Here is a 23,389-nt window from a genome sequence, read left to right on the forward strand (position 1 = left end):
TTAACAGTTCCTGACGCTGTTTCTATGAAAGGAAAAACGATGACTATTGATAAACGTAAAGTTGTCTATCAAATTTACCCTAAATCATATAAAGACACGACAGGAAATGGGGTTGGTGATCTCGGAGGGATTATTGAAAAACTACCATATTTAAAAGAGTTAGGAATTGATATGGTATGGTTAAATCCCTTCTATCCAAGTCCACAACGTGATAATGGTTATGATGTAGCTGATTATACTGCTGTTAATTCAGATTTTGGAACGATGGCTGATTTTGAAGAGATGATTGCCGTGGGGCAATCGCTTGGCATAGAGTTTATGCTTGATATGGTTTTAAACCATTGTTCTACAGAGCATGAATGGTTTCAAAAGGCTTTGGCTGGTGATGAATATTATCAAGACTTCTTTATCCTTCGTGATAAACCTACAGATTGGGTTTCTAAATTTGGTGGGAATGCTTGGGCACCATTTGGTGATACTGGCAAATACTATCTTCACTTGTTTGATATCACGCAGGCTGATTTAAACTGGCGCAATCCAAATGTCCGAGAAGAATTAGTTAAAGTCGTTAACTTTTGGCGTGATAAAGGAGTCAAAGGTTTCCGCTTTGATGTCATTAATTTAATTGGCAAAGATGATGAAATAGTCGATTGTCCTGTTAATGATGGGAAGCCAGCTTACACAGATCGTCCTGTTACGCATGATTATCTGAAAATGTTGAATAAGGCTAGCTTTGGTCGAGATGATTCTTTTATGACTGTGGGTGAAATGTCAGCGACGACTATTGAAAACTGTATTCTTTACACAGCTCCAGAACGCGAGGAGTTGTCAATGGCTTTTAACTTCCATCATTTAAAAGTGGATTATGTCGATGGTCAGAAGTGGTCGATTATGGACTTTGATTTTGCCGCGTTACGCGATCTCTTCCATTCGTGGGGTGAAGGAATGAGTAAAGGAAATGGATGGAATGCCCTGTTCTACAATAACCATGACCAACCAAGGGCTTTGAATCGTTTTATCGATGTTAATAACTTCCGCAACGAGGGGGCCACAATGCTAGCAGCCTCAATCCACCTTTCTCGTGGAACGCCTTATATCTATATGGGTGAGGAGATTGGGATGATTGATCCGGATTATCGTTCCATGGCAGATTATGTTGATATTGAAAGTAAAAATGCCTACCAAATCATGCTTGATGAAGGTAAAACGCCTGAGCAAGCTTTTACAATTATTCAAGCGAAATCTCGCGATAATTCACGGACACCTATGCAATGGGATGCCAGTGAACATGCAGGTTTTACGACTGGGACACCTTGGCTAAAAGTCGGGCATTCTTATCAAGAAATCAATGTTGAAAAAGAAAAAAAGGGGAAAATTTTTCCTTTCTATCAAGAATTGATTAAGTTACGTAAAAAGCTACCAATAATTGCTGAAGGTCATTATAAAGCTGCTCTAAAGGATAGTGAGCAAGTTTATGCTTTTGAACGTGAGCTGGATGGTCAAAAACTTCTGGTATTAAACAACTTTTTTGCAACAGAAGTGTCAGTAGATTTACCCGAGTGTTATCAAAATGGTCAGGTTCTGATTAGTAATTATGATAATGAAGTATCACTTAGTGACAATATATGCCTAAAAGCTTACCAAACGATTGCTATTTTAGGGAGCTGTTAGAAGCAAATAATATTCCTATAAAGGCTTAGAGACAGTGCATTCTCTAAGCTTTTTTGGTACAATGAAGGAGATTATAATCCTAAGCTCTTAGGAAAAATAGAAAAGGAGACAGAATGGTTGATTATAAAGAAAACTTTTATGAGGCTGTTAATGGGGAATGGGCAAAGACTGCCGTTATTCCCGATGACAAACCAAGAACCGGCGGCTTTTCTGATTTAGCTGACGAGATTGAAAAACTGATGTTGGAAACGACTGATCAATGGCTAGAAGGTGAAAATTTACCAGAAGGATCTATTTTAGCCAACTTTGTAAAATGGCATAAAATGACATCTGATTATGCTAAGCGTGAAGAAGTGGGTGTAGCACCAGTTCTTCCTCTGATTAAAGAGTACCAGGAGCTATCAAGTTTTAAAGCTTTTGCTGAGAAAGTGGCTGATTTTGAGATGGCTGGTAAACCAAATCTCTTTCCTTTTAGTGTAGCTCCTGATTTTATGAATGCTCAACTTAATGTTCTCTGGGCAGAAGCACCATCAATCTTACTACCAGATACAACTTATTATGAAGAAGGACACGAAAAGGCTGACGAACTGAGAGCAGTATGGCGTGAGTCTCAGAAAAAATTACTTAGTAACTTTGATTTTACTGAAGAAGAAATTGCTGACCTATTGGATAAAACCTTAGATTTGGATAAAAAATTAGCTCAATATGTTCTTTCAAGTGAGGAATCATCCGAGTACGTTAAGCTCTATCATCCTTATGCTTGGGAAGATTTTATTAAGCTAACACCAGAATTACCACTTGATGAGATCTTCAAACAAATCTTAGGTCAGAGTCCTGATAAGGTGATTGTACCAGAAAAGCGTTTCTGGACAGATTTTGCAGCTCGCTATTATTCAGAAGAAAACTGGGAGCTTTTAAAAGCAGACTTGATTGTAAACGCAGCTAATGCCTATAATGCTTATCTAACAGATGCTATCCGAGTGGAGTCTGGTAGCTACGGTCGGGCTCTTTCAGGGACACCACAAGCAATGGATAAAAAGAAAGCAGCCTATTATTTAGCACAAGGACCATATAGCCAAGCCTTAGGTTTATGGTATGCAGAGCGTTATTTCTCAGCAAAAGCTAAAGCAGATGTAGAGAGTAAAGTTGCAACTATGATTGACGTTTATAAATCACGTTTAGAAAAGGCCGATTGGCTGGCAGAATCAACACGTGAGAAAGCTATCGTGAAATTAAATGTGATTACGCCTCATATTGGTTACCCTGAGAAGTTACCAGAAACGTATGAAAAGAAAATTATTGATGAAAACATATCTTTAGTAGAAAATGCCCAAAGGCTGGCTCAGATTTCAATTGCGCATAGTTGGAGTAAATGGAACAAGCCGGTTGATCGTAGTGAATGGCATATGCCAGCGCACATGGTAAATGCTTACTATGATCCACAACAAAATCAGATTGTCTTTCCGGCAGCTATTCTCCAAGCGCCATTTTACTCTTTGGAGCAAAGTTCATCAGCAAATTACGGAGGAATTGGTGCGGTTATTGCACATGAGATTTCACATGCTTTTGATACCAATGGTGCATCATTTGATGAGCATGGCTCCTTAAATAATTGGTGGACGGAAAACGATTATACAGCTTTCAAAGAAAGAACTGATAAGGTTGTTGAACAATTTGACGGTTTGGATTCTTATGGTGCTAAGGTTAATGGGAAATTAACGGTGTCAGAGAATGTAGCTGATTTAGGTGGTGTTGCCTGTGCCTTAGAAGCAGCAAAGAAAGAGGCTGATTTTTCAGCGCGTGATTTCTTTATTAATTTTGCTCGAATCTGGCGTATGAAGGCTCGTCCGGAATTTATGCAAATGATGGCCAGTGTAGATGTTCATGCACCAGGTGAGTGGCGTACAAATGTAACCTTAACTAATTTTGATGAGTTCCATGAAGTATTTCAAATTCAAGAAGGTGACTTTATGTGGCGTAAGCCAGAAGATCGCGTTATTATTTGGTAAAAATAAAGAAAGAGGTTGAGACAAAAGTCTAAGCTCAAATATAAAAAGCGAACAAGACAGTATTCTGAGTATCAGAAAATGAGTTTTGTTCGCTTTTTGGGTTTTATTTATCAATTGGAAGAATTGTGGCAGGGAATCTCAAAAATTAATATCTTTTTGTCCCAGCCTCATTTGGCCTTAAATGTCTCTTTATCAAAAATGATCATAAAAAGCTTTGAAGACGTTGCTCCCTTCCTCAGCAAAAAGAGAATCGGAAGTTTTAGAGATAATTGTAAGGCCAGTAAACTCTTAGAAGGCTATTGTAATACAGTTTCTAAGCCTTTTCAGGGAAAGGAAAAAGGTTGAAGAAAATTGTCCATAGGGGATTTTTTCTTCAACCTGAAGCCTTGATGTTAAGTAAAGCTTTTTGTTATTAGTTGTTAAGAGCAGCAGCCATTGTAGCAGCAACTTCTGATTCGAAGTCGTTAGCTTTTTTCTCAATACCTTCACCAACTTCGAAACGGGCAAAGGCAACTGCTTTTGCGTTTACTGAGTTAAGGTAAGCTTCGACTGTTTTACTGTCATCCATGATGTAAACTTGAGCAAGAAGAGTGTAAGCTTGGTCAACCTTAGTATTGTCAAGCATAAAGCGGTCCATTTTACCAGGAATAATTTTATCCCAGATTTTTTCTGGCTTACCTTCAGCAGCTAATTCTGCCTTGATATCATCTTCAGCTTTAGTGATAACTTGGTCTGATAATTGCGCTTTTGACCCATACTGTAAGAACGGAAGCGGAGATTTATCAACCATAGCGCGAGATTCGTTATCAAGTTCAATCTCATGGTTCAATTTAGCAAGCTCATCTTTAACAAATTGTTCATCAAGTTCTATGTATGAAAGAACAGTTGGTTTCATTGCTGCAATGTGCATTGAGATTTGCTTAGCAAGTGTTTCATCGCCACCTTCAATAACAGAAATAACTCCGATACGACCACCGTTATGTTGGTAAGCACCAAAATGTTGGGTATCTGTTTTTTCAAGAAGAGCAAAACGACGGAACGAAATTTTTTCACCGATTGTAGCTGTAGCGTTAACATAAGCAGCTGCAAGTGTTTCACCAGAAGGCATAACTAATGCCAAAGCTTCTTCATTGTTAGCAGGTTTTCCTTCAGCAATAACTTTAGCTGTTTCATTTACTAACTCAACGAATTGAGCATTTTTAGCGACAAAGTCAGTTTCAGCATTAACTTCAACCACAGCAGCTTGATTGCCACTGACATAAACTCCAGTAAGTCCTTCAGCTGCAACACGGTCAGCTTTTTTAGCTGCTTTAGCCATACCTTTTTCACGTAAAAGTTCAACGGCTTTATCCATGTCTCCATCAGTTTCAACAAGTGCTTTTTTAGCGTCCATAACACCGGCACCAGATTTTTCACGCAATTCTTTTACAAGCTTAGCTGTAATTTCTGCCATTAGTAGAATCCTCCAAAATTTTTATATCAATTAGTTTAAAAAAACGAGACAGAGCGGTTTGCTTTCTGCCCCGTTTAGGTATTTTGAATATCAAGTTGTCTTAAATTTGAGTTTAAGAACTGGTATTAAATTTAGTTGTTGTCGCCTTCTACAACTTCAACAATTTCTTCGATTGAATCTGCTTTTGCATCTGCTTCAAAATCAACTTCAGCATCTTCACCTTGGCGACCTTCAATAACAGCATCAGCTAATTTAGAAGTGATTAATTTAACAGCGCGAATCGCGTCATCGTTAGCTGGGATGATAACATCAATGTCATCTGGATCAGCATTTGTATCAACCATAGCAACAACTGGGATACCAAGTTTTTTAGCTTCTTTAACTGCAATTTGTTCTTTATGTGGGTCAACAACGTACATAACGTCTGGAATACGAGGCATATCTTCGATACCACCTAGGAATTTTTCAAGACGAGCGCGTTGTTTGTTAAGAAGTGCAACTTCTTTTTTAGGAAGAACTTCGAAAGTACCTTCTTCTTCCATACGTTTGATTTCTTTCAAACGAGCAATACGTTTTTGGATTGTTCCCCAGTTAGTAAGAGTTCCACCCAACCAACGGTGGTTGATAAAGTATTGTCCTGCGCGAGTTGCTTCGTCAGCAACAGCTTCAGCAGCTTGTTTTTTAGTACCAACAAACAAGATAACCGCATCGTTAGCAGCAGCATCACGAACGAATTCGTAAGCTTGATCAGCTAGCTTAACAGTTTGTTGTAAATCGATAACGTGGATACCATTACGTTCTGTGAAGATGTATTTTGCCATCTTAGGGTTCCAGCGACGAGTTTGGTGACCAAAGTGAACACCAGCCTCAAGAAGTTGTTTCATTGAAATTACTGCCATGAGTAGTTTCTCCTTTATAATGTTTTTTCCTCTCCCTTACGTTGACTTGCAGACTAACCCGAGGGCAACAAGCCCACAATCGGTAAGAGATGAGTATTTGTCGACAAACGACAAACCTATTCTAACAAAAAAGGCTAGGAAAAGCAAGGGAATTCTACTGTTTATAGTAAAAACCAGCCCTTTGACTTGGTTCAGGACTGATTTTTTACTATTATTGACGAATGAGGTAATCGAATGCACCAATTGCAGCTGTCGCTCCAGAGCCCATTGAAATAATAATCTGTTTGTAGGCTGAATTGGTACAATCACCAGCAGCAAATATGCCAGGAACATTGGTTGCTCCATGACTATCAACGATAATCTCGCCTCGATCTGTTAGTTCAATGCCACTATCTTTAAGCCATTCCGTATTTGGCAAGAGACCAATCTGAACGAAGACCCCTTCCACATCAATGTGGGCATCGTTACCAGATTCACGATCAGTGTAATCAATGCCGGTAACCTGGTTTTGGCCGAGGATTTCTTTGGTGGCTGCATTTTTGATGATAGTAAGATTGTTTGTTTTGGCTGCGCGATCTTGAAGCACTTGATCGGCTTTAAGTTCAGGTAAGAACTCAAGAACTGTAACGTGTTTACATAAACCGGCCAAATCAAGAGCTGCCTCTAGGCCAGAGTTTCCACCGCCAATGACAGCCACATCTTTTCCTTCAAATAATGGGCCATCACAATGGGGACAATTAGTCACACCTTTAGTTCGAAGTTCTTCTTCTCCAGGAACATTCACATTTCGCCATTTAGCACCTAGCGCTAGAATAGCCGTTTTAGCTGTTAAGACAGCTCCATTAGCTAAAGAGACTTCAATAAGCTCCTTTTTCTCAATCTTAGTTGCTAATTGTGATTTAATAATGTCAACTTTGTAAGATTTTGTGTGCTCTTCAATTTGAGCCATTAGTTGAGGACCTTCTGTATAAAGGGTACCAATCATATTTTCAATACCGACAGTCTCCATCACTTGGCCCCCAAAGGTTTCAGCAAGAAGACCTGTTCTTAGGCCTTTACGCGCTGCATAAATTGCTGCGCTATTACCCGCTGGACCTCCACCAACAACTAAGACATCGTAGGTTTCTTTATTAGAGAAAGCTTCTTCTGACAGAGGACCTGCAATCTTCTCCAAGAGTTGATCAATGGTCGCACGGCCAGAATGGAAGAGTTCATTTTCAAAGAAGACAGCAGGAACAGACATAATGCCTTTTTCCTTGACTTCATCTTGGAACATGCCCCCCTCAATCATAGTATGTGAGATATTTGGGTTGAGAACAGCCATGATATTAAAGGCTTGCACGACATCTGGACAGTTGTGGCAGCTAAGGCTGGCGTAAGTTTCAAAATGCATCGGTTTCTCAATTGACTTGATACGGTCAATGATTTCCTGATCTACTTTTGGAGGTCTGCCAGATACTTGTAAAAGGGCTAAAATAAATGATGTAAATTCATGGCCTAATGGAATACCTGCAAAAGTAACACGAGGCTCTTCTCCTTGCTTGGCAATACCAAAGCTAGGAATCCGGTCCAAGTCTGAGGATGCAAGTGAAATATGGTCTGACATAGCAACAATTTCTTCAAGGAATTCTTGCATTTTTTTTGACTGCTCATCATCACCTAGATGAGCCAGTAACTGAATATCAGATTCCAGCAAGTCCAAGTATTGATTGAGCTGTGTTTTTATATCTGGGCTTAATGCCATTTGTTACCTCCTTTGAAAATTTGAAGTAAATGTTTAAATTTTACCAACGAGGTCAAGGCTAGGTTTTAACGTTTCAGCCCCTTCTTTCCATTTGGCTGGGCAAACTTCACCTGGATGTTGGCGAACGTACTGGGCAGCACGGATTTTATCAATTAGTGTGCTTGCGTCACGGCCGATACCATCAGCGTTAATTTCCACCATTTGAATAATACCATCAGGGTCAATGATAAAGGTTCCGCGTTGAGCAAGACCATTTTCTTCATCCAATACCTCAAAGGCACGTGAAATGTTATGAGAAGGGTCACCAATCATTGTGTAGGTAATTGTACCCACGACATCAGAATCGTCGTGCCATGCTTTATGTACAAAATGAGTGTCGGTGGATACAGAATAAACCTCAACATCTAATGATTTCAATGTTTCATACTGTTCTTGTAAATCACCTAATTCAGTTGGGCAAACAAATGAGAAATCTGCAGGATAAAAACAGAAAACTGCCCATTTCCCTTTAATATCCTCAGTGCTCACCTTGACAAATTCACCATTAACATAAGCGTCGGCTGAAAATTCAACCATTTCTTTTCCGATTAAAGACATATAAAAACCTCCTTATTTTTATTATTTTATTTTATACTATGTATTATAGGAAAAGATTTCCGAAAAGTCTAAAAGAAAGCCCTTGCAATTTTGTTGAATTATCAGAAAATTAACTGGTTAATAAGCTTATTCTAATTGTAATGATTCTAAACAGCCTAGTATTAAGCTTTAACAGGTTAATGAATTCTAAAAGTTTTAAATATGATTAGAAAAATTTTTTTAAAAAAAGTTCCAGGGAAATTTTATCTTGACCTTTCCTTACAATTAAGGTAAAATAGCTATTGTTGTGGCGGTATAGCCAAGTGGTAAGGCACGGCTCTGCAAAAGCTTGATCGTCGGTTCAAATCCGTCTACCGCCTTAATCATACAAAAATCACCCTGATTCACTTCGTAAAAACGTTGTTAAATCAGGGTTTTTATTTTTAATGACAAGATAGAACAAAAGAAATAAAGGCGGTCAAAAGTAGGTCAAAATCGGGCTGATGGTTTTTGATTTTCACTAAGCCACCTATGAGCTGCTTTTAAACTATCTAAAGTGATGTCATGGTTTTTAACCCAATAGGAGCTCACTTGGGCATGTCTGGTTTGAAATTCACGGATAACTTTTTGGCTCTGATTGAGTGGTACAAGTGGGTCCAATCTTCCCATAGAGATAAAAACAGAAGTGTCTTCTTTACTTTCCTTTAGAGTATTTGTATCAATTGGGTACATGGGTGCAAAGAGTATTCCTCTTTTGAATGGACTACCATCTCGTAAGAGGAGATTAATAGCCATATTTGAGCCATTTGAAAAGCCAATTAAGACGGTGTCATCAGTAGATAAATTGTGTTCTTTGATAAATTGGAGGAGCTCCTCCATCAGTTGCTTTCCTCTTTCTTCTAGATCAAGGAGATCAAATTGCCCTTCACTATGGCGTTTAAAGAAACGTAATGCACCGTTTTCAGAGACTTGGCCACGGAGTGCTAAAACATTAGCATGTGGATTGAGGTAGGAGACAAGTGGCAATAGGCTTTCTTCATCGCCGCCAGTGCCATGAAGGAGAATAAAGAGAGGTTCTCCTTCGCGCCCTTTATGGTATCGGTAGTGTATCATAAGCTATTCAGGTCTTTCTAGACTAAACAATTCACCAATTTTGGCATAGGTACTGCCTGCTAAACGACTTATTGGTTCTAAAGCTTCTGGTGAAATGTAGCCATCTTGGTAGATTTTTTCATCTATATGGAAATGGACAATCTGTAAGAGTAGTAAATCAGCAATAACCTGTTTTTGGTCATTAGAGATGGGAATGTGCTGAAAGAGCTTTGCTTCAAAGCGGCTTAAAGCTTCTGAAACCCCAGGGGTCTGAATACTGCTAGAATCCACTAGGGTCATACCTGTTAAAGGAAGTTCACTATGACCATAAGAGAGAGGTTTAGCAGCCTGATTAACGGCTGTCAAATTATGGGCTGAAACACTGTGAATAACAGCTTCTTTTTGATGGATAATATTTCGGGCGGTATCTTTCAGGCGACCATTTTGACGTTGGATACTGATGGAAATGATGGCAGGTTGGTGACTGACAATAGTATAAAAACTAAAAGGGGCTAAATTAACTTGCCCTTCCTCAGTCAGGGTTGTGACGAAGGCTATTGGTCTTGGAATAACACTTCCAATTAAGAGTTTATAGATTTGTTGGTGAGTCAGGGTATCAGTAGCTAGTGAAATCATCGCTGCTCCTTTAATGTAATGGTTTTAATTGCTTGAGGAGCTCCTCCCGCCGTTTTTCATAAATTGGTGGGATCAGTAGCTCTTTTCCTAGTTGCTCCTCAGGTTCATCAATTGTTAAGCCAGGCCCTTGTGTGGCCAATTCAAAGATAACTTTTCCTGGTTCACGGAAATAAATTGACTTGAAGTACTTTCGATTACGGATTGTTGTCACATTGAAGTTTCCTTGATTAAGGTAACTTTGGTAGGCTTTTAAGCTTTCTAAATCAGAGACGTTCCAAGCCATGTGATGTACGGTGCCAGGACCGATATGACCACGTGTCTCATTACGTTTTGGTAGGTAAATAGTGTGTGCCTGGGGACCAATGGTTTCTAAAACATAGTAATCCTCATTTTCAAATGTATCAACTAGGCCTAAAACACCTTTCATAAACTGGTAGCTAGCTTCAAAATCATGTGAGTGTAAAAATAGGCCATGGAAACCAAGAATAGCAGTGGTTTGAGAAGTACCGTCAGTATTTTCTACTAAGGCTAATTCTAACTGGTGACGATCTTGGAAAAAGAGTGCACGGGTCCCAAAGAGGTCTTTTGTAACAAAGGGGACTTGAAAGTTTTCTAGTCTTTCCTGCCAAAAAAGTAGAGATCCTAATGGAATGCTAAAGAGAATACGACCTCCTTGTCCACTGCCCACTTGTCCCGGGACGTGATTTTCCCAAGGAAAGAAGGTGATTAGAGTTCCGGGATCTGCGGCTTGGTTAGCGAAATAGAGATGATAAACACTTGGGTCATCAAAATTAAGTGTTTTTTTAACGAGGCGTAATTGTAAGACATCTCTGTAAAAATCTAAGTTTTCTTGTGCATCTTCGACAATGGCACTAATATGGTGAATATGTTTAATGGTTTCCATAATGATCTCCTTAATGGTGACGTTTAGTATCAAATGGTCGTATCATCTCTTCAATGATATGACGTTTCGGTTCAAGAAATGGTGGAAGTGAAAGGGATTCCCCTAAAGTTTCATAAGGTTCATCAGTCATAAAGCCAGGTCCGTCGGTTGAGATTTCAATTAAAATATGGCCAACACGGGAGTAAAGTGCTTGGAAATAAAAACGGTCAACAATTCCTGAACTCATGATTCCTAGACGCTCGTATTTATTTGCCCATTCTTTAATGGCTTCAGAGTCTTTGACGCGGAAAGAAACATGATGCACTTCACCATAGCCTTGAATAGCTTGTCGAGACTCTTCATCTTTACGTAAAATGACTTGTCCCCCGTGTCCTCCTGCGCCTACCTCTAAAATGGTGTAATCAGCACCTTCCTCCAGAACACGCATATTATAAACCTGAATGAGGTAATGTTTGAAATCGTCATAGTAGCTAACCCTTATTTCAACGGGACCTAGCCCATAAATTGCTTTATCTGTTGGAACAGGGCCTTCTTTCCAGGGAGTCCCGGCTTTGATACCTTTATTGTGTTCATCAGATACAAGTTGGTAACGTTGCCCATCTTCTTCCTCAAAAGGCAGTGCTTTATGACCAAACAAATCAATGATAGGACCATGTTTGACTCCAAAAGAATCAAATCGTTCTAAGTAGTAAGCTAAAGCAGCATCATTTGGTACGCGAAAACTAATCCGCGTAATAGCATTTGTCCCATGGAGCCCTCTTGGATTATCAGGAAAATCAAAGAAGGTCATATCAGTTCCAGCATTTCCTTTGTCATCAGCAAAAAAGGTGTGATAGGTGTGGATATCGTCTTGGTTGACTGTTTTTTTAACGAGACGCATGCCCAGAATTTCAGTAAAAAAATGATAGTTACGCTGAGCATTCTTTGTCATTGCGGTAATATGGTGAATACCTAATAAATTTGAATTTGTCATGATGAAACGCTCCTTTTCTTTGACAGGGAGATGTGATAGCTTATCCTGAGATGATAATCGCATTTTATCACTAGTTAGTAACAAATTGCAATTGATTTGCTCAAAAAAAGACGAAGTGTTTCGTCACTTCGCGGTATGTCGATATTTAATAAGGTCGTAGGCAAAGTTGGGAGAGCTTTCGCGCAATGAATAGCTTTCCAATTCATTGACTTCATCACGTAAAGCCTGAGCTTCTTTAGCTGTTAGTTGACCTCCTTGTTCATAGTTATAAATAAATTGTCTTTCTAAATAATAGCCATGCAATCTTTCACCACTGACATCAGGAATAAAATTGGCAATGACACGTTCCACAAATAAACCAGATTTAATTAATTCAGCTTTTTGGAGTCGTTGATTTTGTAAAAAGTCTACAAGCGATGGTGTATAGAAACCCTCCAAGTCCTCTAATGTTTCCATGATTAGCTCAGTATTGTCTAAGTAAAGTTCTGTTAGATGGTCTCGGTTTTGTTGTGAGAGGTGAGGGCGGTTCTTAGAAGCAGTAGCTGTTAAATGATGAGGTTTTCTGAAGGAAAGGAGTTCTCGCAAAAGGTGGCGCAAGACGCGTAAAAGGACAGTGACAGTGTAACTGAAACTTGAAATAAAGCTACGGTTAACCTGTCTTTCAAGGAGTTTGATATAGTTTTGGTAGACACGGTACTCTACAATATTGATTTGCTTTTCTTTGTAGGCGTGTTCTAGCCCTTCACTTTCAATTGCCAGAATGAGCAACTGTAATTCAGCTAATTCTTCTTTGACGTTGGTGGGTTCTTGCTCCAAAATCAGATTTTCGATTCTATTATTATAGCTATCCATGACATAATAGAGTGCTGCCTGGTTAGCTGGAGCTGTTCTGCTTTCTCTTGCCAAGCTCTGTAGGACATCTGTTAAAAGAGCAATTTTAGTCACAAGATTTTGAGATGAGGTCATTAATGGAGCTAATTTAGGGAGAATCAACAAGCCACTCAAAAAACTTAGCAGTGTCACTGATCCGACAATGAACAATGCAATACTATTTTGAAGGCCGCTTAATTTAGGGAGCAATAAAATGATGGCTATAGAGACACTGCCTTTGACGCCAGAAATCGTTAAAAGATTAATATGTTTCCAGTATTTTCTAATACTTTTTCGAGTTTGCAGACTTCTTATCCAAAAATAAGCAAAGATTAACAAATAACGAATAAGAAATAGAATTGCGGTAAGGGCAAAAACCAGTAAAAAGAGGGAAAGGTTGCTATAATTTGGGTTAGCAATTGCGGGGCCGGTAAATTGGGCTAATTCCATACCAAATATCATGAAGACAAGGCCATTTAACATAAAGTTTATGGTCTCCCAGATAATTGTTGTTACACGATCAACCTGTGCATCAAATAAAGTGACTTTTTTTAGCCGATTGGCTTGCATCACTCCAGCGATAACGACTGCAATGATACCCGAAACATTTAGCATGTGGGCAACAAAGTAAACAACGAAAGGAAGTGTTAGTTCAAGGAGTAGAGCCCCGGTAACATCAGCAGCATCATATTTTTCTAAGATAGACAAAAAGATTCTATTTAATAATGCAAAGATTATGCCAACAGCAAGGCCTCCAACAATGGAAATTAATAATTGTACCCCTGCTTTTGTCAAAGAGAAGTAGCCTGTAGTAAGAGCAATAAGGGCAAACTGAAAAGCTACTAGACCGCTAGCGTCGTTTAAAAGCCCTTCGGAAGTGAGAGTATTTTTAACCTGATTGGGGAACTTAAAACGTTTGGCTAAGGATAAGAAGGCCACAGCATCCGTTGGCGCTAAAGAAGCCCCCATAGCAAAACACAAAGCCAGAGGTAATTCTACAGGAATTAAGGCCTTGATACTGAGTCCCATAAAAATAGTGGTTAGAAAGACAGTAGGTAGGATAAGGAATAAAACCAAATTGCGTGACTTCAAAAAACTCTTAACATCACTTTCTTGGCCTTCACGAAAGTTTAATGGTGCAATAACAAAAGCTAAGAAAAGTTCGGGGTTTAGGATGAAAGCTTGGTTTTTACTAAAAATTCCAAAGACTATGCCAAAAAATAGCTGTATTGCTGGTAACGGAATCTGAGGAATAATGCGATTAACAACATTAGATAAGATGAGGGAAAGTAAAAAGGTAATAACAATGATAGCTATTGGCATAATTAAGATTTTTCCTGTTTATGAGATGGTTGGCTTTCATTAATATAATTATTTTTTAAAACAGCAATTTTTTGATCAATATCAGAGATATCCGCATGTTCAATTAATTTGTGACAGCGTTCTTTTTCAAGAGCAATAAGCTTCTTTTTCAATTTTTTAGCCTTTTTGATATCCTGACAGACATAATTAGCCTTTAGGCTTTCTGTGGGATAGTTGTTAATGTATTTTTGGCGCATACTTTGAATGCGATCTACTAAGTTGGTGTCAGGCATATTCTCTCCTATAATGAATTGCTATTTTTTGAGTAATTCACTTTTTTATTACTTATTTCAGATGAACGAGTGTCTTTGATCAGCTAAAACAGAGTAACTTCTTTATAAAACACATTTTAGCCTAGAGAGAGGAGAAACTCAACTAAAAACCACCTTGGTGTAGTTAAACGCTTTCTATTTAATTTATTTTTAAAGTTTTAAAGGAGTTTTAATGTTTTGTCTTGACAATGTCCCTATTCTTTGTTAGACTGAGAGAGTAAATTAGTTTTTGAGTAAATATTTGTGTTTTAACATCTTCATTTCTCTCTAGTTTTACACAATAGCTTTATTAGAAAGGAAGTGGATGTATATGGCACAAGGTACAGTTAAATGGTTTAACGCTGAGAAAGGTTTCGGTTTTATCTCAACTGAGGAAGGTCAAGATGTCTTCGCACATTTTTCAGCAATTCAGTCTGATGGTTTCAAAACTTTAGATGAAGGTCAAAAGGTTGAATTTGATGTTGAAGAAGGTCAACGTGGCCCTCAAGCAGTGAATATCACTAAATTATCTTAATCAGTAATGAAAAATAGATAAAGAAAAGGCAGATTAATTTCTGTCTTTTTTTGTCCCTGTAAGAACATAAGAGATACTTTTAGTGAACAAAGATTTGCTTTTCGCATCTGCAATTTGTTATAATAAAAGTCAGTTTTAGTCAAAAATGGAGTAGAAATGAAGGGGTGAGTTGATGCCGACAAAAAATACATCTGATAGCATTGAGGAATATATCAAAGAGTTATTAGCTCAATCAGGGATTGCCGAGATTAAACGTTCACTACTAGCAGATTCTTTTCAAGTGGTACCAAGTCAGATTAATTACGTTATTAAAACCCGTTTTACTGAAAGCCGTGGATATGAAGTTGAAAGTAAGCGTGGTGGAGGTGGCTATATTCGAATTGCTAAGGTTCATTTTTCGGATAAGCACCATCTCATTGGAAATTTAACGGCTAATATTGGTCAGCAGGTCAGTGAAGTTGTTTTCACAGATTCTATTCAATTATTGTTTGATGAACATTTAATTACTGAACGCGAAGGAAATGTTATTTTAGCGATGGCCTCTGATGACGTTTTAGGAGCGGACGCCTCTACGATTCGCGCGCGTATGCTATATCGCTTGCTACAGCGTATTGACAGGAAGGGAAACAATTAATGATAGATTATTCACTAAAAATGCAGGAAATTTTCAAGCAGGCTCAATATCAGGCAGCTCGCTTTGATAGCCAATATTTAGAAACATGGCATCTTCTTTTAGCGATGGTCGTGGTTAACAACTCACTAGCTGGACTTGTTTTCAATGAATTTGACGCTAAAGTTACTATGGAAGAATATGAAGCGGCAGCTATTTTAGCTATGGGACAAACGCCAAATGATGATGTGAAAGAGTGGACCTTGAAGGGTCAATCTAGAACCTTAACAAAAATTCTTCAATTTTCAGATGCTATCCGTCAGGTAACAGGTGCTCAGGAAGTGGGGTCAGAACACGTCCTTTTTGCCCTATTGTTAAATCCTGATGTTATGGCAACTCGTTTACTAGAAATGGCTGGTTTTAAACTACGGGATGAGGGTCAAGGGGATTTGAAAATCTCTGATTTACGTAAAGCAATTGAGAGGCAAGCTGCTTATAGTAAAGAGACCATTAAGGCTATTTATGAATTGCGCAAACCTAAAAAAACAAAAGCAGGTGGGACATTCTCAGATATGATGAAACCGCCAAGTTCAGCAGGTGACCTCTCTGATTTCACGCGTGATTTAACACAAATGGCCAGTCAAGGCCTTTTGGAACCGGTGATTGGCCGTGAAAAAGAAATTACTCGAATGGTTCAGGTGCTAAGCCGTAAAACTAAGAATAATCCTGTCTTAGTCGGAGACGCGGGTGTTGGGAAAACAGCCTTGGCATATGGTCTAGCTCAACGAATTGTCGAGGGAGCTATTCCTTACGAATTGCAGGATATGCGAGTTTTGGAACTAGACATGATGAGTGTGGTTGCAGGAACTCGTTTTCGGGGTGATTTTGAAGAACGAATGAACCAAATCATAGATGATATTGAAGCAGATGGGAAAATTATTCTGTTTGTTGATGAATTACATACGATTATGGGTTCTGGAAGTGGTATTGATAGTACTTTAGATGCGGCTAATATTTTAAAACCAGCTTTATCTCGTGGGACACTACATATGGTAGGTGCGACGACTCAGGAAGAATACCAAAAACATATTGAAAAAGACGCAGCCTTATCTCGTCGCTTTGCTAAAATTTTAATTGAAGAACCAAATCTTGAAGATGCCTACCAAATCCTACTTGGACTAAAATCTTCTTATGAAATGTATCATAATGTTAGAATTTCAGACCAAGCTGTTAAAGTGGCAGTTAAGGTTGCACACCGTTATTTAACAAGTAAAAATTTGCCAGATTCAGCAATAGACCTCTTAGATGAAGCCAGTGCAACGGTCCAAGGGCTCATAAAAAAAGAGACACCCTCCTTTTTAAGTCCTATAGACCAGGCTATCCTCGATGGCAATTTTAAAGAAGTGACTAGCATATTAAAAGCTAATAAGAAAACGAAGCCTAGCCCAACTCCGGTTACAGAAGATGACATCATGGCAACTTTAAGTAGATTGTCGGGGATACCACTTGAGAAAATTAGCCAAGCTGATAGTCAAAAATACCTCCAATTAGAGAAAGAATTACACAAACGGGTTATTGGTCAAGACGAAGCTATTTCAGCTATTTCAAGGGCTATTCGTCGCAATCAATCTGGTATCCGAACTGGTAAGCGTCCAATTGGCTCATTTATGTTTCTAGGTCCAACAGGTGTTGGAAAAACAGAGCTTGCTAAAGCCTTGGCTGAGGTTTTATTTGATGATGAGTCAGCATTAATTCGTTTCGATATGTCAGAATACATGGAGAAATTTGCAGCCAGTCGTCTCAATGGTGCCCCTCCAGGATATGTAGGCTATGATGAAGGTGGTGAACTGACAGAAAAAGTAAGGAATAAACCTTATTCTGTTTTGCTTTTTGATGAAGTTGAAAAAGCTCATCCAGATATTTTCAACGTACTTCTTCAAGTTTTGGACGATGGGGTACTGACAGACTCTCGTGGTCGAAAAGTTGATTTTACAAATACTATTATTATCATGACCAGTAATTTAGGTGCGACAGCACTTCGAGATGATAAAACTGTAGGATTTGGTGCTCGAGATGTTAGTCAAGATCACCAAGCTATGGAAAAACGTATTTTAGAGGAGCTAAAGAAAGCTTATCGTCCTGAATTTATTAATCGTATTGATGAAAAGGTTGTTTTCCACAGCCTAAGTCAAGAAGATATGCAACAAGTGGTGAGGATTATGGTGAAACCGTTGATTGCTGCCTTAGAAGAAAAAGGAATCACTCTCAAATTTCAACCGTCAGCACTTAAATACCTATCTGAGAAAGGCTATGATCTGGAGATGGGAGCTCGTCCACTTCGAAGAACGATTCAAACAGAAGTTGAGGATAAATTGTCAGAATTACTTCTTTCAGGACAGTTAGGCTCTGGGCATAAATTAAAAATTGGTTTAGCCAAAGGCAAAATAAAATGTGACATAGAATAAGATAGAAAGAGGGATTAGTTAAATGAAAAGAATCTCCTTATATGAGCAGTATAGTACTTTTTAGGCTGTTCATTATAAGGGCTTCTTTTCAAAAAACTAAGCTCTTTTTTCTTGACTATTTTTGACCAAGTGATAAAATAGTAAACAGAGTTAGCACTCTATTCAAAAGAGTGCTAAAAATAATAAAATTCAATTTATTGGAGGTAATACTCATGTTAAAACCATTAGGTGACCGCGTGGTCGTTAAATTTAATGAAGAACAAGAAAAAACAGTTGGTGGCTTTGTTCTTGCTGGCGCGCAAAAAGAGTCAACAAGAAAAGCTAAGGTTGTAGCTATTAGTGATACTGGTATACGAACTATCACTGGTGAGCTTGTACCCCCTTCTGTTAAAATCGGCCAAGAAGTTTTAGTTGAAAGCGGACATGACTTAGAAGTGACCTTTAATGACGAAAAAGTTTCTATCATTAGAGAGTCAGATATTATTGCAATTATTACTGAATAAGAAATCTCATCATCAGAGTTATAGAAAGAAGGATTTTATATGGCAAAAGATATTAAATTTTCAGCAGATGCGCGTGCAGCAATGGTACGTGGTGTAGATATTCTAGCAGACACAGTCAAGGTTACCTTAGGACCAAAAGGCCGTAATGTTGTACTTGAAAAAGCCTTTGGTTCACCTCTAATCACCAATGATGGGGTAACCATTGCCAAAGAAATTGAACTGGAAGATCACTTTGAGAATATGGGTGCAAAACTGGTTTCAGAAGTAGCCTCAAAAACTAACGACATTGCTGGTGATGGAACAACGACTGCGACAGTTTTAACACAAGCCATCGTCCGTGAAGGATTAAAAAATGTGACTGCAGGGGCTAACCCAATCGGTATCCGTCGTGGGATTGAAAAGGCAACTTCAGCAGCTGTAGGAGAGTTGAAAGCTATTGCACAACCTGTTACTGGTAAAGAAGCCATTGCTCAAGTAGCAGCTGTATCATCACGTTCAGAAAAAGTAGGTGAATACATTTCAGAAGCAATGGAACGTGTGGGAAATGATGGGGTCATCACAATCGAAGAGTCACGCGGTATGGAGACTGAGCTTGAAGTGGTTGAAGGCATGCAGTTTGACCGTGGTTACTTATCACAATATATGGTGACTGACAATGAGAAGATGGTTGCTGATCTTGAAAATCCGTTTATTTTAATAACAGATAAGAAAATTTCAAATATTCAAGAAATCTTACCATTATTAGAAGAAGTTCTTAAAACAAGTCGCCCATTGCTTATTGTTGCTGACGATGTGGACGGAGAAGCATTACCGACACTTGTTTTAAATAAAATTCGTGGAACATTCAATGTTGTAGCCGTAAAAGCGCCAGGATTTGGTGATCGTCGTAAAGCTATGTTAGAAGATATTGCTATTTTAACTGGCGGAACAGTGATTACAGAAGATTTAGGCCTAGAGCTTAAGGATGCGACAATTGCTGCGCTTGGACAAGCAGCTAAAGTAACTGTTGACAAGGATTCTACAGTTATTGTTGAGGGGTCTGGCTCTGCTGATGCCATTGCTAGCCGTGTGGGACTAATCAAATCACAGTTAGAAACAACAACTTCAGACTTTGACCGTGAAAAATTACAAGAGCGTTTAGCTAAATTAGCCGGTGGTGTTGCTGTTATCAAAGTAGGTGCTGCCACAGAAACAGAATTAAAAGAAATGAAACTACGCATTGAAGATGCTTTAAATGCTACTCGTGCAGCGGTAGAAGAAGGTATTGTTAGTGGTGGTGGAACAGCACTTGTAACAGTTATTGAGAAGGTTGCTGCACTTGATTTGACAGGAGACGAGGCGACAGGTCGTAACATTGTTCTTCGTGCCCTTGAAGAGCCGGTTCGTCAAATTGCATATAATGCAGGCTTTGAAGGTTCTGTCATTATCGATAAATTAAAAAATAGCCCAGTCGGAACTGGTTTCAATGCCGCAAGTGGTGAATGGGTTGACATGATTGAAACAGGAATCATTGATCCTGTGAAAGTGACACGTTCTGCACTTCAAAATGCAGCATCAGTTGCAAGTTTAATATTAACAACTGAAGCCGTTGTGGCTAATAAACCAGAGCCAGCAGCACCAGCTATGCCAGCTGGCATGGACCCAAGTATGATGGGTGGTATGATGTAAGTTTAGAAAGCTTCTTAAAAAGAGGCTGGGACAAAAGTCTAAGCTCAAATATAAAAAGCGAACAAGACAGTATTCTGAGTATCAGAAAATGAGTTTTGTTCGCTTTTTGGGTTTCATTTATCAATTGGAAAAATTAATGGCAGGGAATCTCAAAAATTAATACCTTTTTGTCCCAGTCTCTTTTTTAATTTATTGAAAAATTATAGCAAAAGCTTTTGTGAATAAATAGTTCTATGTTACAATGAGATTTAACAATTATTAAAAAAAGGTTACAAGGAGAGAGTGAAAGAAAATGTTTAGGAATAGAAAAGAAATTTTTAGCATCCGCAAAACGATGCTAGGAGTTGGGAGTATCTTATTAGGGGTGATGCTAACAACTCAAATTGCCAGTGCAGAAGAAGCAAGTGGGGGAGTAATATCGACATCACCAACAAGCTTAGTAAGGACAGCGCCTGCTGTTACGGATTCAACTATCCCGACCACATCAACAGCTTTAGCTACTAGTGGAACAGCCACACCGTCTGGAACAAGAACTTTAGCAGCTTCAACAACTCCTTCTGTTACGGGAACCCTTATTTCGAGTCCTATCCGTTATGTTTCAGACCCTAGTCAAGTTGTAGGTTATCGACAGGTCCAGATTCAAGGTGTGGATGGTAAATTAATTACTACTCAGACAGGAGCTTTAGATGCTAATGGGAATCCAGTCATTACGGTTCAGCGGATTGAGCCGACCGAAACAGTTATTATTTTAGGAACCAAGCCGACAACTACAGTAACCTCAACAACACCAGCTACTACCGTTTACAGTATTGATGTCACAAAACCTGTTGGGACAGATCTTGTCATTCCTGCGGTTGATGGCAGTACCAGCACAACTACTACCTATAAGATACAGACAGAAACGACAGCTCCAACAAGTCCAGCAGTTTATTCTGAAGCTTATAAATGGATTGACCAGCCTTTTTACCATCTTGATGCTACACAGGCATTGCCTAGTGATCGGATTGCTGTAGATAGTCTTTTTGTGCCTATGCCAACTTTGCTTGCTGACTTCAATAGGAGTGAAAGTACTGTTAGGGAGTATGCTCAATATGCTGAAAATTACGTGTACGACTATATCACTGTTACTAATCCTGATGGCTCAACCACCCGAACACGTGTGATTCGACCTGTAACCAGCGAAATGCTAGATCCAACCAATGCTGAGCTTAGAACAAGGCTTGATTTGTCAGATGATAATATATTTTATTCTCGATTGTTGCAAGCAAGTAAAGAGGATTTATGGAATACCTCAGCTCAAGATTATGGACTGGAGTTAGTCCCAGAAAATTTAGCTACCTCTAGTGATGATTTCCTAAGATATCATAATAGTCATATTATTAACGATGCTTTATATGCAGATATTAAAGCAGATTACCAAAGAGCTCAGCTAGCTTACAAACAGTTAACAGCGCTCGGTACCTTGACAAGTGATCAAGAAGCTGATATGGATTTGATGACTAGGCAGTTTGATTCCTTAACACGTCGCTATAACAACTACCGAGATAGTATCAAGATTGATGTGGATTATAGTCATACAGCTATGCCTGCTGATCAAAGGCAGGATTTTGAAGCAAGGCTACAGTCTCTCCCTTTAGAAATTCAGCGAGTTATTGCTAATTTGGTTATCTATGATGGAGAGATTCCTGGTATGGGAGCAACGACACTTGGTTTAGCTAGCTCCGTAGATCAATCTATTTCTTTGAAGTATGTATCTAATAATACGGAATTGCTGGCAACTGTTTTACACGAAATGACTCATATTATTGACTTTAAAAGTGGTCTCTATATGGAAAGGTCTGATCGCAATACCGACAACACACTTGATACTGTTATGGCTTTTTCTGATACGACAGAATTCTTAGATGTTTACCATACTTATTTTGATCGACCAGATGTGTGGTCATACTATCGTGATAACAGCGAGGAAGCATTTGCTGAAGGTCTAAGCCAATACATCATGCATCGTTTATATGGTAGGCCTTATGATACATTTGTTGCCAATCCATTTACAGGGGACGCATACATGCCTGGAAATGGGGTTGGATATAGTCCATTTGCTGCGTCAGAGTACTATTTTGCTAACCTTTATCATAGATTGTTTGACTATCCAAGAACTGCTCGAGTTGTACCTTACTTAGTCACAAGCGCAGTGACTGCACCAGTCAAGGGTCAAGTAGTCTATGGTGCCATGCCGGTTGAAACGACAGTGTCAAGACCTTATAAAACAGTTTATGCGGGTGATGTGACTTTAGCCTACGACCCTACTGGTCTAAGTGATGTTGTAGAAGCAGGAGTAAATGGGTCTGAAACAACTAGAACAACCTATACACTTGATAATAATCATCAATTAGTTGCAACTGAGTCAGTTGTTTCTTCTAGCTTAGCTAAAGATAGAGTCATTACTAAGGGGATTAAACCAGTAGTTAGTGATAAACAAATAACTATGACCGTCATTTACCAAGAAGTAAAGGATCATGCACTTGGCGACTGGCAAGTTAAGGTAGTTGATGCGGGTCAAAATGGCCTTATGAGACAGACAACGACTTATAGCATTGATCCAGTGACGGGGCTTATCACATCATCCACTAGGGAAGTGCTTGTGGCGGAAATGCGTCCAATGATAGTGCAGTATCAAGTAGGTACGCCGCAAGTAAGTCACATTGCTTATCAGGTTCAGTATGTTGATGACCCTAATCTTCCTCTTGGAACTCGGGTGCCCCTCAATCCGGGCCGAGAAGGTTCATCTACAGTTAATGTGGCGTCATTTCGTTTTGTTCAAGACGGTCCTAATAGTCGATTTGAATCTATTGTTTATGATAGTCCGGTAGTAGTAGCTGCTCAAGATCAAGTCATTACGGTTGGTTCTCATCTTACTGTGGTTGCCCCAGAGACGACAATGGACAAGAAAGAAGTTCAACAGCCAACGGTGCAGATGGTTGCTATAAAAGCACCAGCTCTTAACAAGGTTAATCAAATATCATCAAAAGCAAGTTTACCAATAGCTGGTGATGATAGTCATTTCCTGATGACAGTGATGTCTAGCGCCTTATTAATTGGGATAGGTTTAACAATTAAGAAAAAAGAATTTATCTAAACAAAGATAGCGCCCCTGGGTACCAGAGGCGC

The 23,389-nt window shown here is 38.9% G+C and carries 18 protein-coding genes and 1 tRNA gene; 9 read left to right on the forward strand and 10 right to left on the reverse strand.

Features of this window, described 5'->3' with window-relative positions:
* Positions 1-39 precede the first annotated feature (39 nt).
* Together treC and STRPS_RS05025 are read left to right on the forward strand one after the other, a co-directional pair.
* Complete coding sequence (gene treC / locus STRPS_RS05020; protein ID WP_007893800.1) at positions 40-1,671, forward strand: alpha,alpha-phosphotrehalase; 1,632 nt, start codon at positions 40-42, stop codon at positions 1,669-1,671.
* 113 nt (positions 1,672-1,784) lie between these two features.
* Positions 1,785-3,680, forward strand: coding sequence for a M13 family metallopeptidase (locus STRPS_RS05025; protein ID WP_007893850.1), 1,896 nt, complete (start codon positions 1,785-1,787; stop codon positions 3,678-3,680).
* Positions 3,681-4,092: 412 nt separating this feature from the next.
* On the opposite strand, the gene tsf is transcribed toward STRPS_RS05025, so the two are convergent.
* The 4 genes from tsf to ahpC form a co-directional block, all read right to left on the reverse strand.
* Positions 4,093-5,133 (reverse strand): translation elongation factor Ts, encoded by a 1,041-nt coding sequence (gene tsf, locus STRPS_RS05035; RefSeq protein ID WP_007893902.1) that lies wholly within the window; start codon positions 5,131-5,133, stop codon positions 4,093-4,095.
* Positions 5,134-5,264: 131 nt separating this feature from the next.
* Positions 5,265-6,032 carry a 30S ribosomal protein S2 gene (gene rpsB / locus STRPS_RS05040; RefSeq protein ID WP_007893857.1) on the reverse strand — a complete coding sequence of 256 codons (768 nt, stop codon included), beginning with the start codon at positions 6,030-6,032 and terminating at the stop codon, positions 5,265-5,267.
* Positions 6,033-6,243: 211 nt separating this feature from the next.
* Positions 6,244-7,776 carry an alkyl hydroperoxide reductase subunit F gene (ahpF, locus tag STRPS_RS05045; protein WP_007893735.1) on the reverse strand — a complete coding sequence of 511 codons (1,533 nt, stop codon included), beginning with the start codon at positions 7,774-7,776 and terminating at the stop codon, positions 6,244-6,246.
* 33 nt (positions 7,777-7,809) lie between these two features.
* Positions 7,810-8,373 (reverse strand): alkyl hydroperoxide reductase subunit C, encoded by a 564-nt coding sequence (gene ahpC, locus STRPS_RS05050; RefSeq protein ID WP_007893871.1) that lies wholly within the window; start codon positions 8,371-8,373, stop codon positions 7,810-7,812.
* Positions 8,374-8,661: 288 nt separating this feature from the next.
* On the opposite strand from ahpC, the gene STRPS_RS05055 reads away from it, so the two are divergent.
* Positions 8,662-8,732: transfer RNA gene (locus tag STRPS_RS05055), tRNA-Cys, on the forward strand.
* A gap of 109 nt (positions 8,733-8,841) precedes the next feature.
* Here STRPS_RS05055 and STRPS_RS05060 read toward each other — a convergent pair.
* The 6 genes from STRPS_RS05060 to STRPS_RS05085 form a co-directional block, all read right to left on the reverse strand.
* The gene (locus STRPS_RS05060; RefSeq protein WP_007893908.1) at positions 8,842-9,465 is read right to left on the reverse strand and encodes an alpha/beta hydrolase; all 624 of its coding nucleotides are present in this window, start codon (positions 9,463-9,465) and stop codon (positions 8,842-8,844) included.
* A gap of 3 nt (positions 9,466-9,468) precedes the next feature.
* Positions 9,469-10,080 carry a flavin reductase family protein gene (locus STRPS_RS05065; protein ID WP_007893852.1) on the reverse strand — a complete coding sequence of 204 codons (612 nt, stop codon included), beginning with the start codon at positions 10,078-10,080 and terminating at the stop codon, positions 9,469-9,471.
* 10 nt (positions 10,081-10,090) lie between these two features.
* A complete protein-coding gene (locus tag STRPS_RS05070) occupies positions 10,091-10,984 on the reverse strand; it encodes a VOC family protein (protein ID WP_007893838.1) in 894 nt (297 codons plus the stop codon).
* A gap of 10 nt (positions 10,985-10,994) precedes the next feature.
* Complete coding sequence (locus STRPS_RS05075) at positions 10,995-11,957, reverse strand: ring-cleaving dioxygenase (protein WP_007893865.1); 963 nt, start codon at positions 11,955-11,957, stop codon at positions 10,995-10,997.
* Between the two features lie 123 nt (positions 11,958-12,080).
* Positions 12,081-14,150, reverse strand: coding sequence for a cation:proton antiporter (locus STRPS_RS05080; RefSeq protein WP_007893853.1), 2,070 nt, complete (start codon positions 14,148-14,150; stop codon positions 12,081-12,083).
* A gap of 2 nt (positions 14,151-14,152) precedes the next feature.
* Positions 14,153-14,422, reverse strand: a complete 270-nt coding sequence (locus STRPS_RS05085; RefSeq protein WP_007893877.1) for a hypothetical protein — start codon at positions 14,420-14,422, stop codon at positions 14,153-14,155.
* 349 nt (positions 14,423-14,771) lie between these two features.
* On the opposite strand from STRPS_RS05085, the gene STRPS_RS05090 reads away from it, so the two are divergent.
* The 6 genes from STRPS_RS05090 to STRPS_RS05115 all read left to right on the forward strand — a co-directional run bounded on the left by STRPS_RS05090 (position 14,772) and on the right by STRPS_RS05115 (position 23,357).
* The gene (locus STRPS_RS05090) at positions 14,772-14,975 is read left to right on the forward strand and encodes a cold-shock protein (RefSeq protein ID WP_003085753.1); all 204 of its coding nucleotides are present in this window, start codon (positions 14,772-14,774) and stop codon (positions 14,973-14,975) included.
* 172 nt (positions 14,976-15,147) lie between these two features.
* Complete coding sequence (locus tag STRPS_RS05095) at positions 15,148-15,609, forward strand: CtsR family transcriptional regulator (protein ID WP_007893766.1); 462 nt, start codon at positions 15,148-15,150, stop codon at positions 15,607-15,609.
* Positions 15,609-18,050 carry an ATP-dependent Clp protease ATP-binding subunit gene (locus STRPS_RS05100; RefSeq protein WP_007893741.1) on the forward strand — a complete coding sequence of 814 codons (2,442 nt, stop codon included), beginning with the start codon at positions 15,609-15,611 and terminating at the stop codon, positions 18,048-18,050. Before STRPS_RS05095 ends, STRPS_RS05100 begins: the two co-directional genes overlap by 1 nt.
* A gap of 212 nt (positions 18,051-18,262) precedes the next feature.
* Positions 18,263-18,553: a co-chaperone GroES gene (gene groES / locus STRPS_RS05105; protein WP_007893891.1), complete on the forward strand. Its 291-nt coding sequence runs from the start codon at positions 18,263-18,265 to the stop codon at positions 18,551-18,553.
* A 39-nt stretch (positions 18,554-18,592) separates the two neighbouring features.
* A complete protein-coding gene (groL, locus tag STRPS_RS05110; RefSeq protein ID WP_007893807.1) occupies positions 18,593-20,221 on the forward strand; it encodes a chaperonin GroEL in 1,629 nt (542 codons plus the stop codon).
* Between the two features lie 292 nt (positions 20,222-20,513).
* Positions 20,514-23,357, forward strand: a complete 2,844-nt coding sequence (locus STRPS_RS05115; RefSeq protein WP_007893855.1) for a G5 domain-containing protein — start codon at positions 20,514-20,516, stop codon at positions 23,355-23,357.
* Positions 23,358-23,389: the final 32 nt, after the last annotated feature.

Source organism: Streptococcus pseudoporcinus LQ 940-04, assembly GCF_000188035.1.
Taxonomy (GTDB): domain Bacteria; phylum Bacillota; class Bacilli; order Lactobacillales; family Streptococcaceae; genus Streptococcus; species Streptococcus pseudoporcinus.

Excerpts from the sequence above, each read along its gene's own strand:
- treC (WP_007893800.1), top strand. The coding sequence starts at position 40 with ATGACTATTGATAAACGTAAAGTTGTCTATCAAATTTACCCTAAATCA.
- STRPS_RS05025 (WP_007893850.1), top strand. The coding sequence starts at position 1,785 with ATGGTTGATTATAAAGAAAACTTTTATGAGGCTGTTAATGGGGAATGG.
- tsf (WP_007893902.1), bottom strand. The coding sequence starts at position 5,133 with ATGGCAGAAATTACAGCTAAGCTTGTAAAAGAATTGCGTGAAAAATCT.
- rpsB (WP_007893857.1), bottom strand. The coding sequence starts at position 6,032 with ATGGCAGTAATTTCAATGAAACAACTTCTTGAGGCTGGTGTTCACTTT.
- ahpF (WP_007893735.1), bottom strand. The coding sequence starts at position 7,776 with ATGGCATTAAGCCCAGATATAAAAACACAGCTCAATCAATACTTGGAC.
- ahpC (WP_007893871.1), bottom strand. The coding sequence starts at position 8,373 with ATGTCTTTAATCGGAAAAGAAATGGTTGAATTTTCAGCCGACGCTTAT.
- STRPS_RS05060 (WP_007893908.1), bottom strand. The coding sequence starts at position 9,465 with ATGATACACTACCGATACCATAAAGGGCGCGAAGGAGAACCTCTCTTT.
- STRPS_RS05065 (WP_007893852.1), bottom strand. The coding sequence starts at position 10,080 with ATGATTTCACTAGCTACTGATACCCTGACTCACCAACAAATCTATAAA.
- STRPS_RS05070 (WP_007893838.1), bottom strand. The coding sequence starts at position 10,984 with ATGGAAACCATTAAACATATTCACCATATTAGTGCCATTGTCGAAGAT.
- STRPS_RS05075 (WP_007893865.1), bottom strand. The coding sequence starts at position 11,957 with ATGACAAATTCAAATTTATTAGGTATTCACCATATTACCGCAATGACA.
- STRPS_RS05080 (WP_007893853.1), bottom strand. The coding sequence starts at position 14,150 with ATGCCAATAGCTATCATTGTTATTACCTTTTTACTTTCCCTCATCTTA.
- STRPS_RS05085 (WP_007893877.1), bottom strand. The coding sequence starts at position 14,422 with ATGCCTGACACCAACTTAGTAGATCGCATTCAAAGTATGCGCCAAAAA.
- STRPS_RS05090 (WP_003085753.1), top strand. The coding sequence starts at position 14,772 with ATGGCACAAGGTACAGTTAAATGGTTTAACGCTGAGAAAGGTTTCGGT.
- STRPS_RS05095 (WP_007893766.1), top strand. The coding sequence starts at position 15,148 with ATGCCGACAAAAAATACATCTGATAGCATTGAGGAATATATCAAAGAG.
- STRPS_RS05100 (WP_007893741.1), top strand. The coding sequence starts at position 15,609 with ATGATAGATTATTCACTAAAAATGCAGGAAATTTTCAAGCAGGCTCAA.
- groES (WP_007893891.1), top strand. The coding sequence starts at position 18,263 with ATGTTAAAACCATTAGGTGACCGCGTGGTCGTTAAATTTAATGAAGAA.
- groL (WP_007893807.1), top strand. The coding sequence starts at position 18,593 with ATGGCAAAAGATATTAAATTTTCAGCAGATGCGCGTGCAGCAATGGTA.
- STRPS_RS05115 (WP_007893855.1), top strand. The coding sequence starts at position 20,514 with ATGTTTAGGAATAGAAAAGAAATTTTTAGCATCCGCAAAACGATGCTA.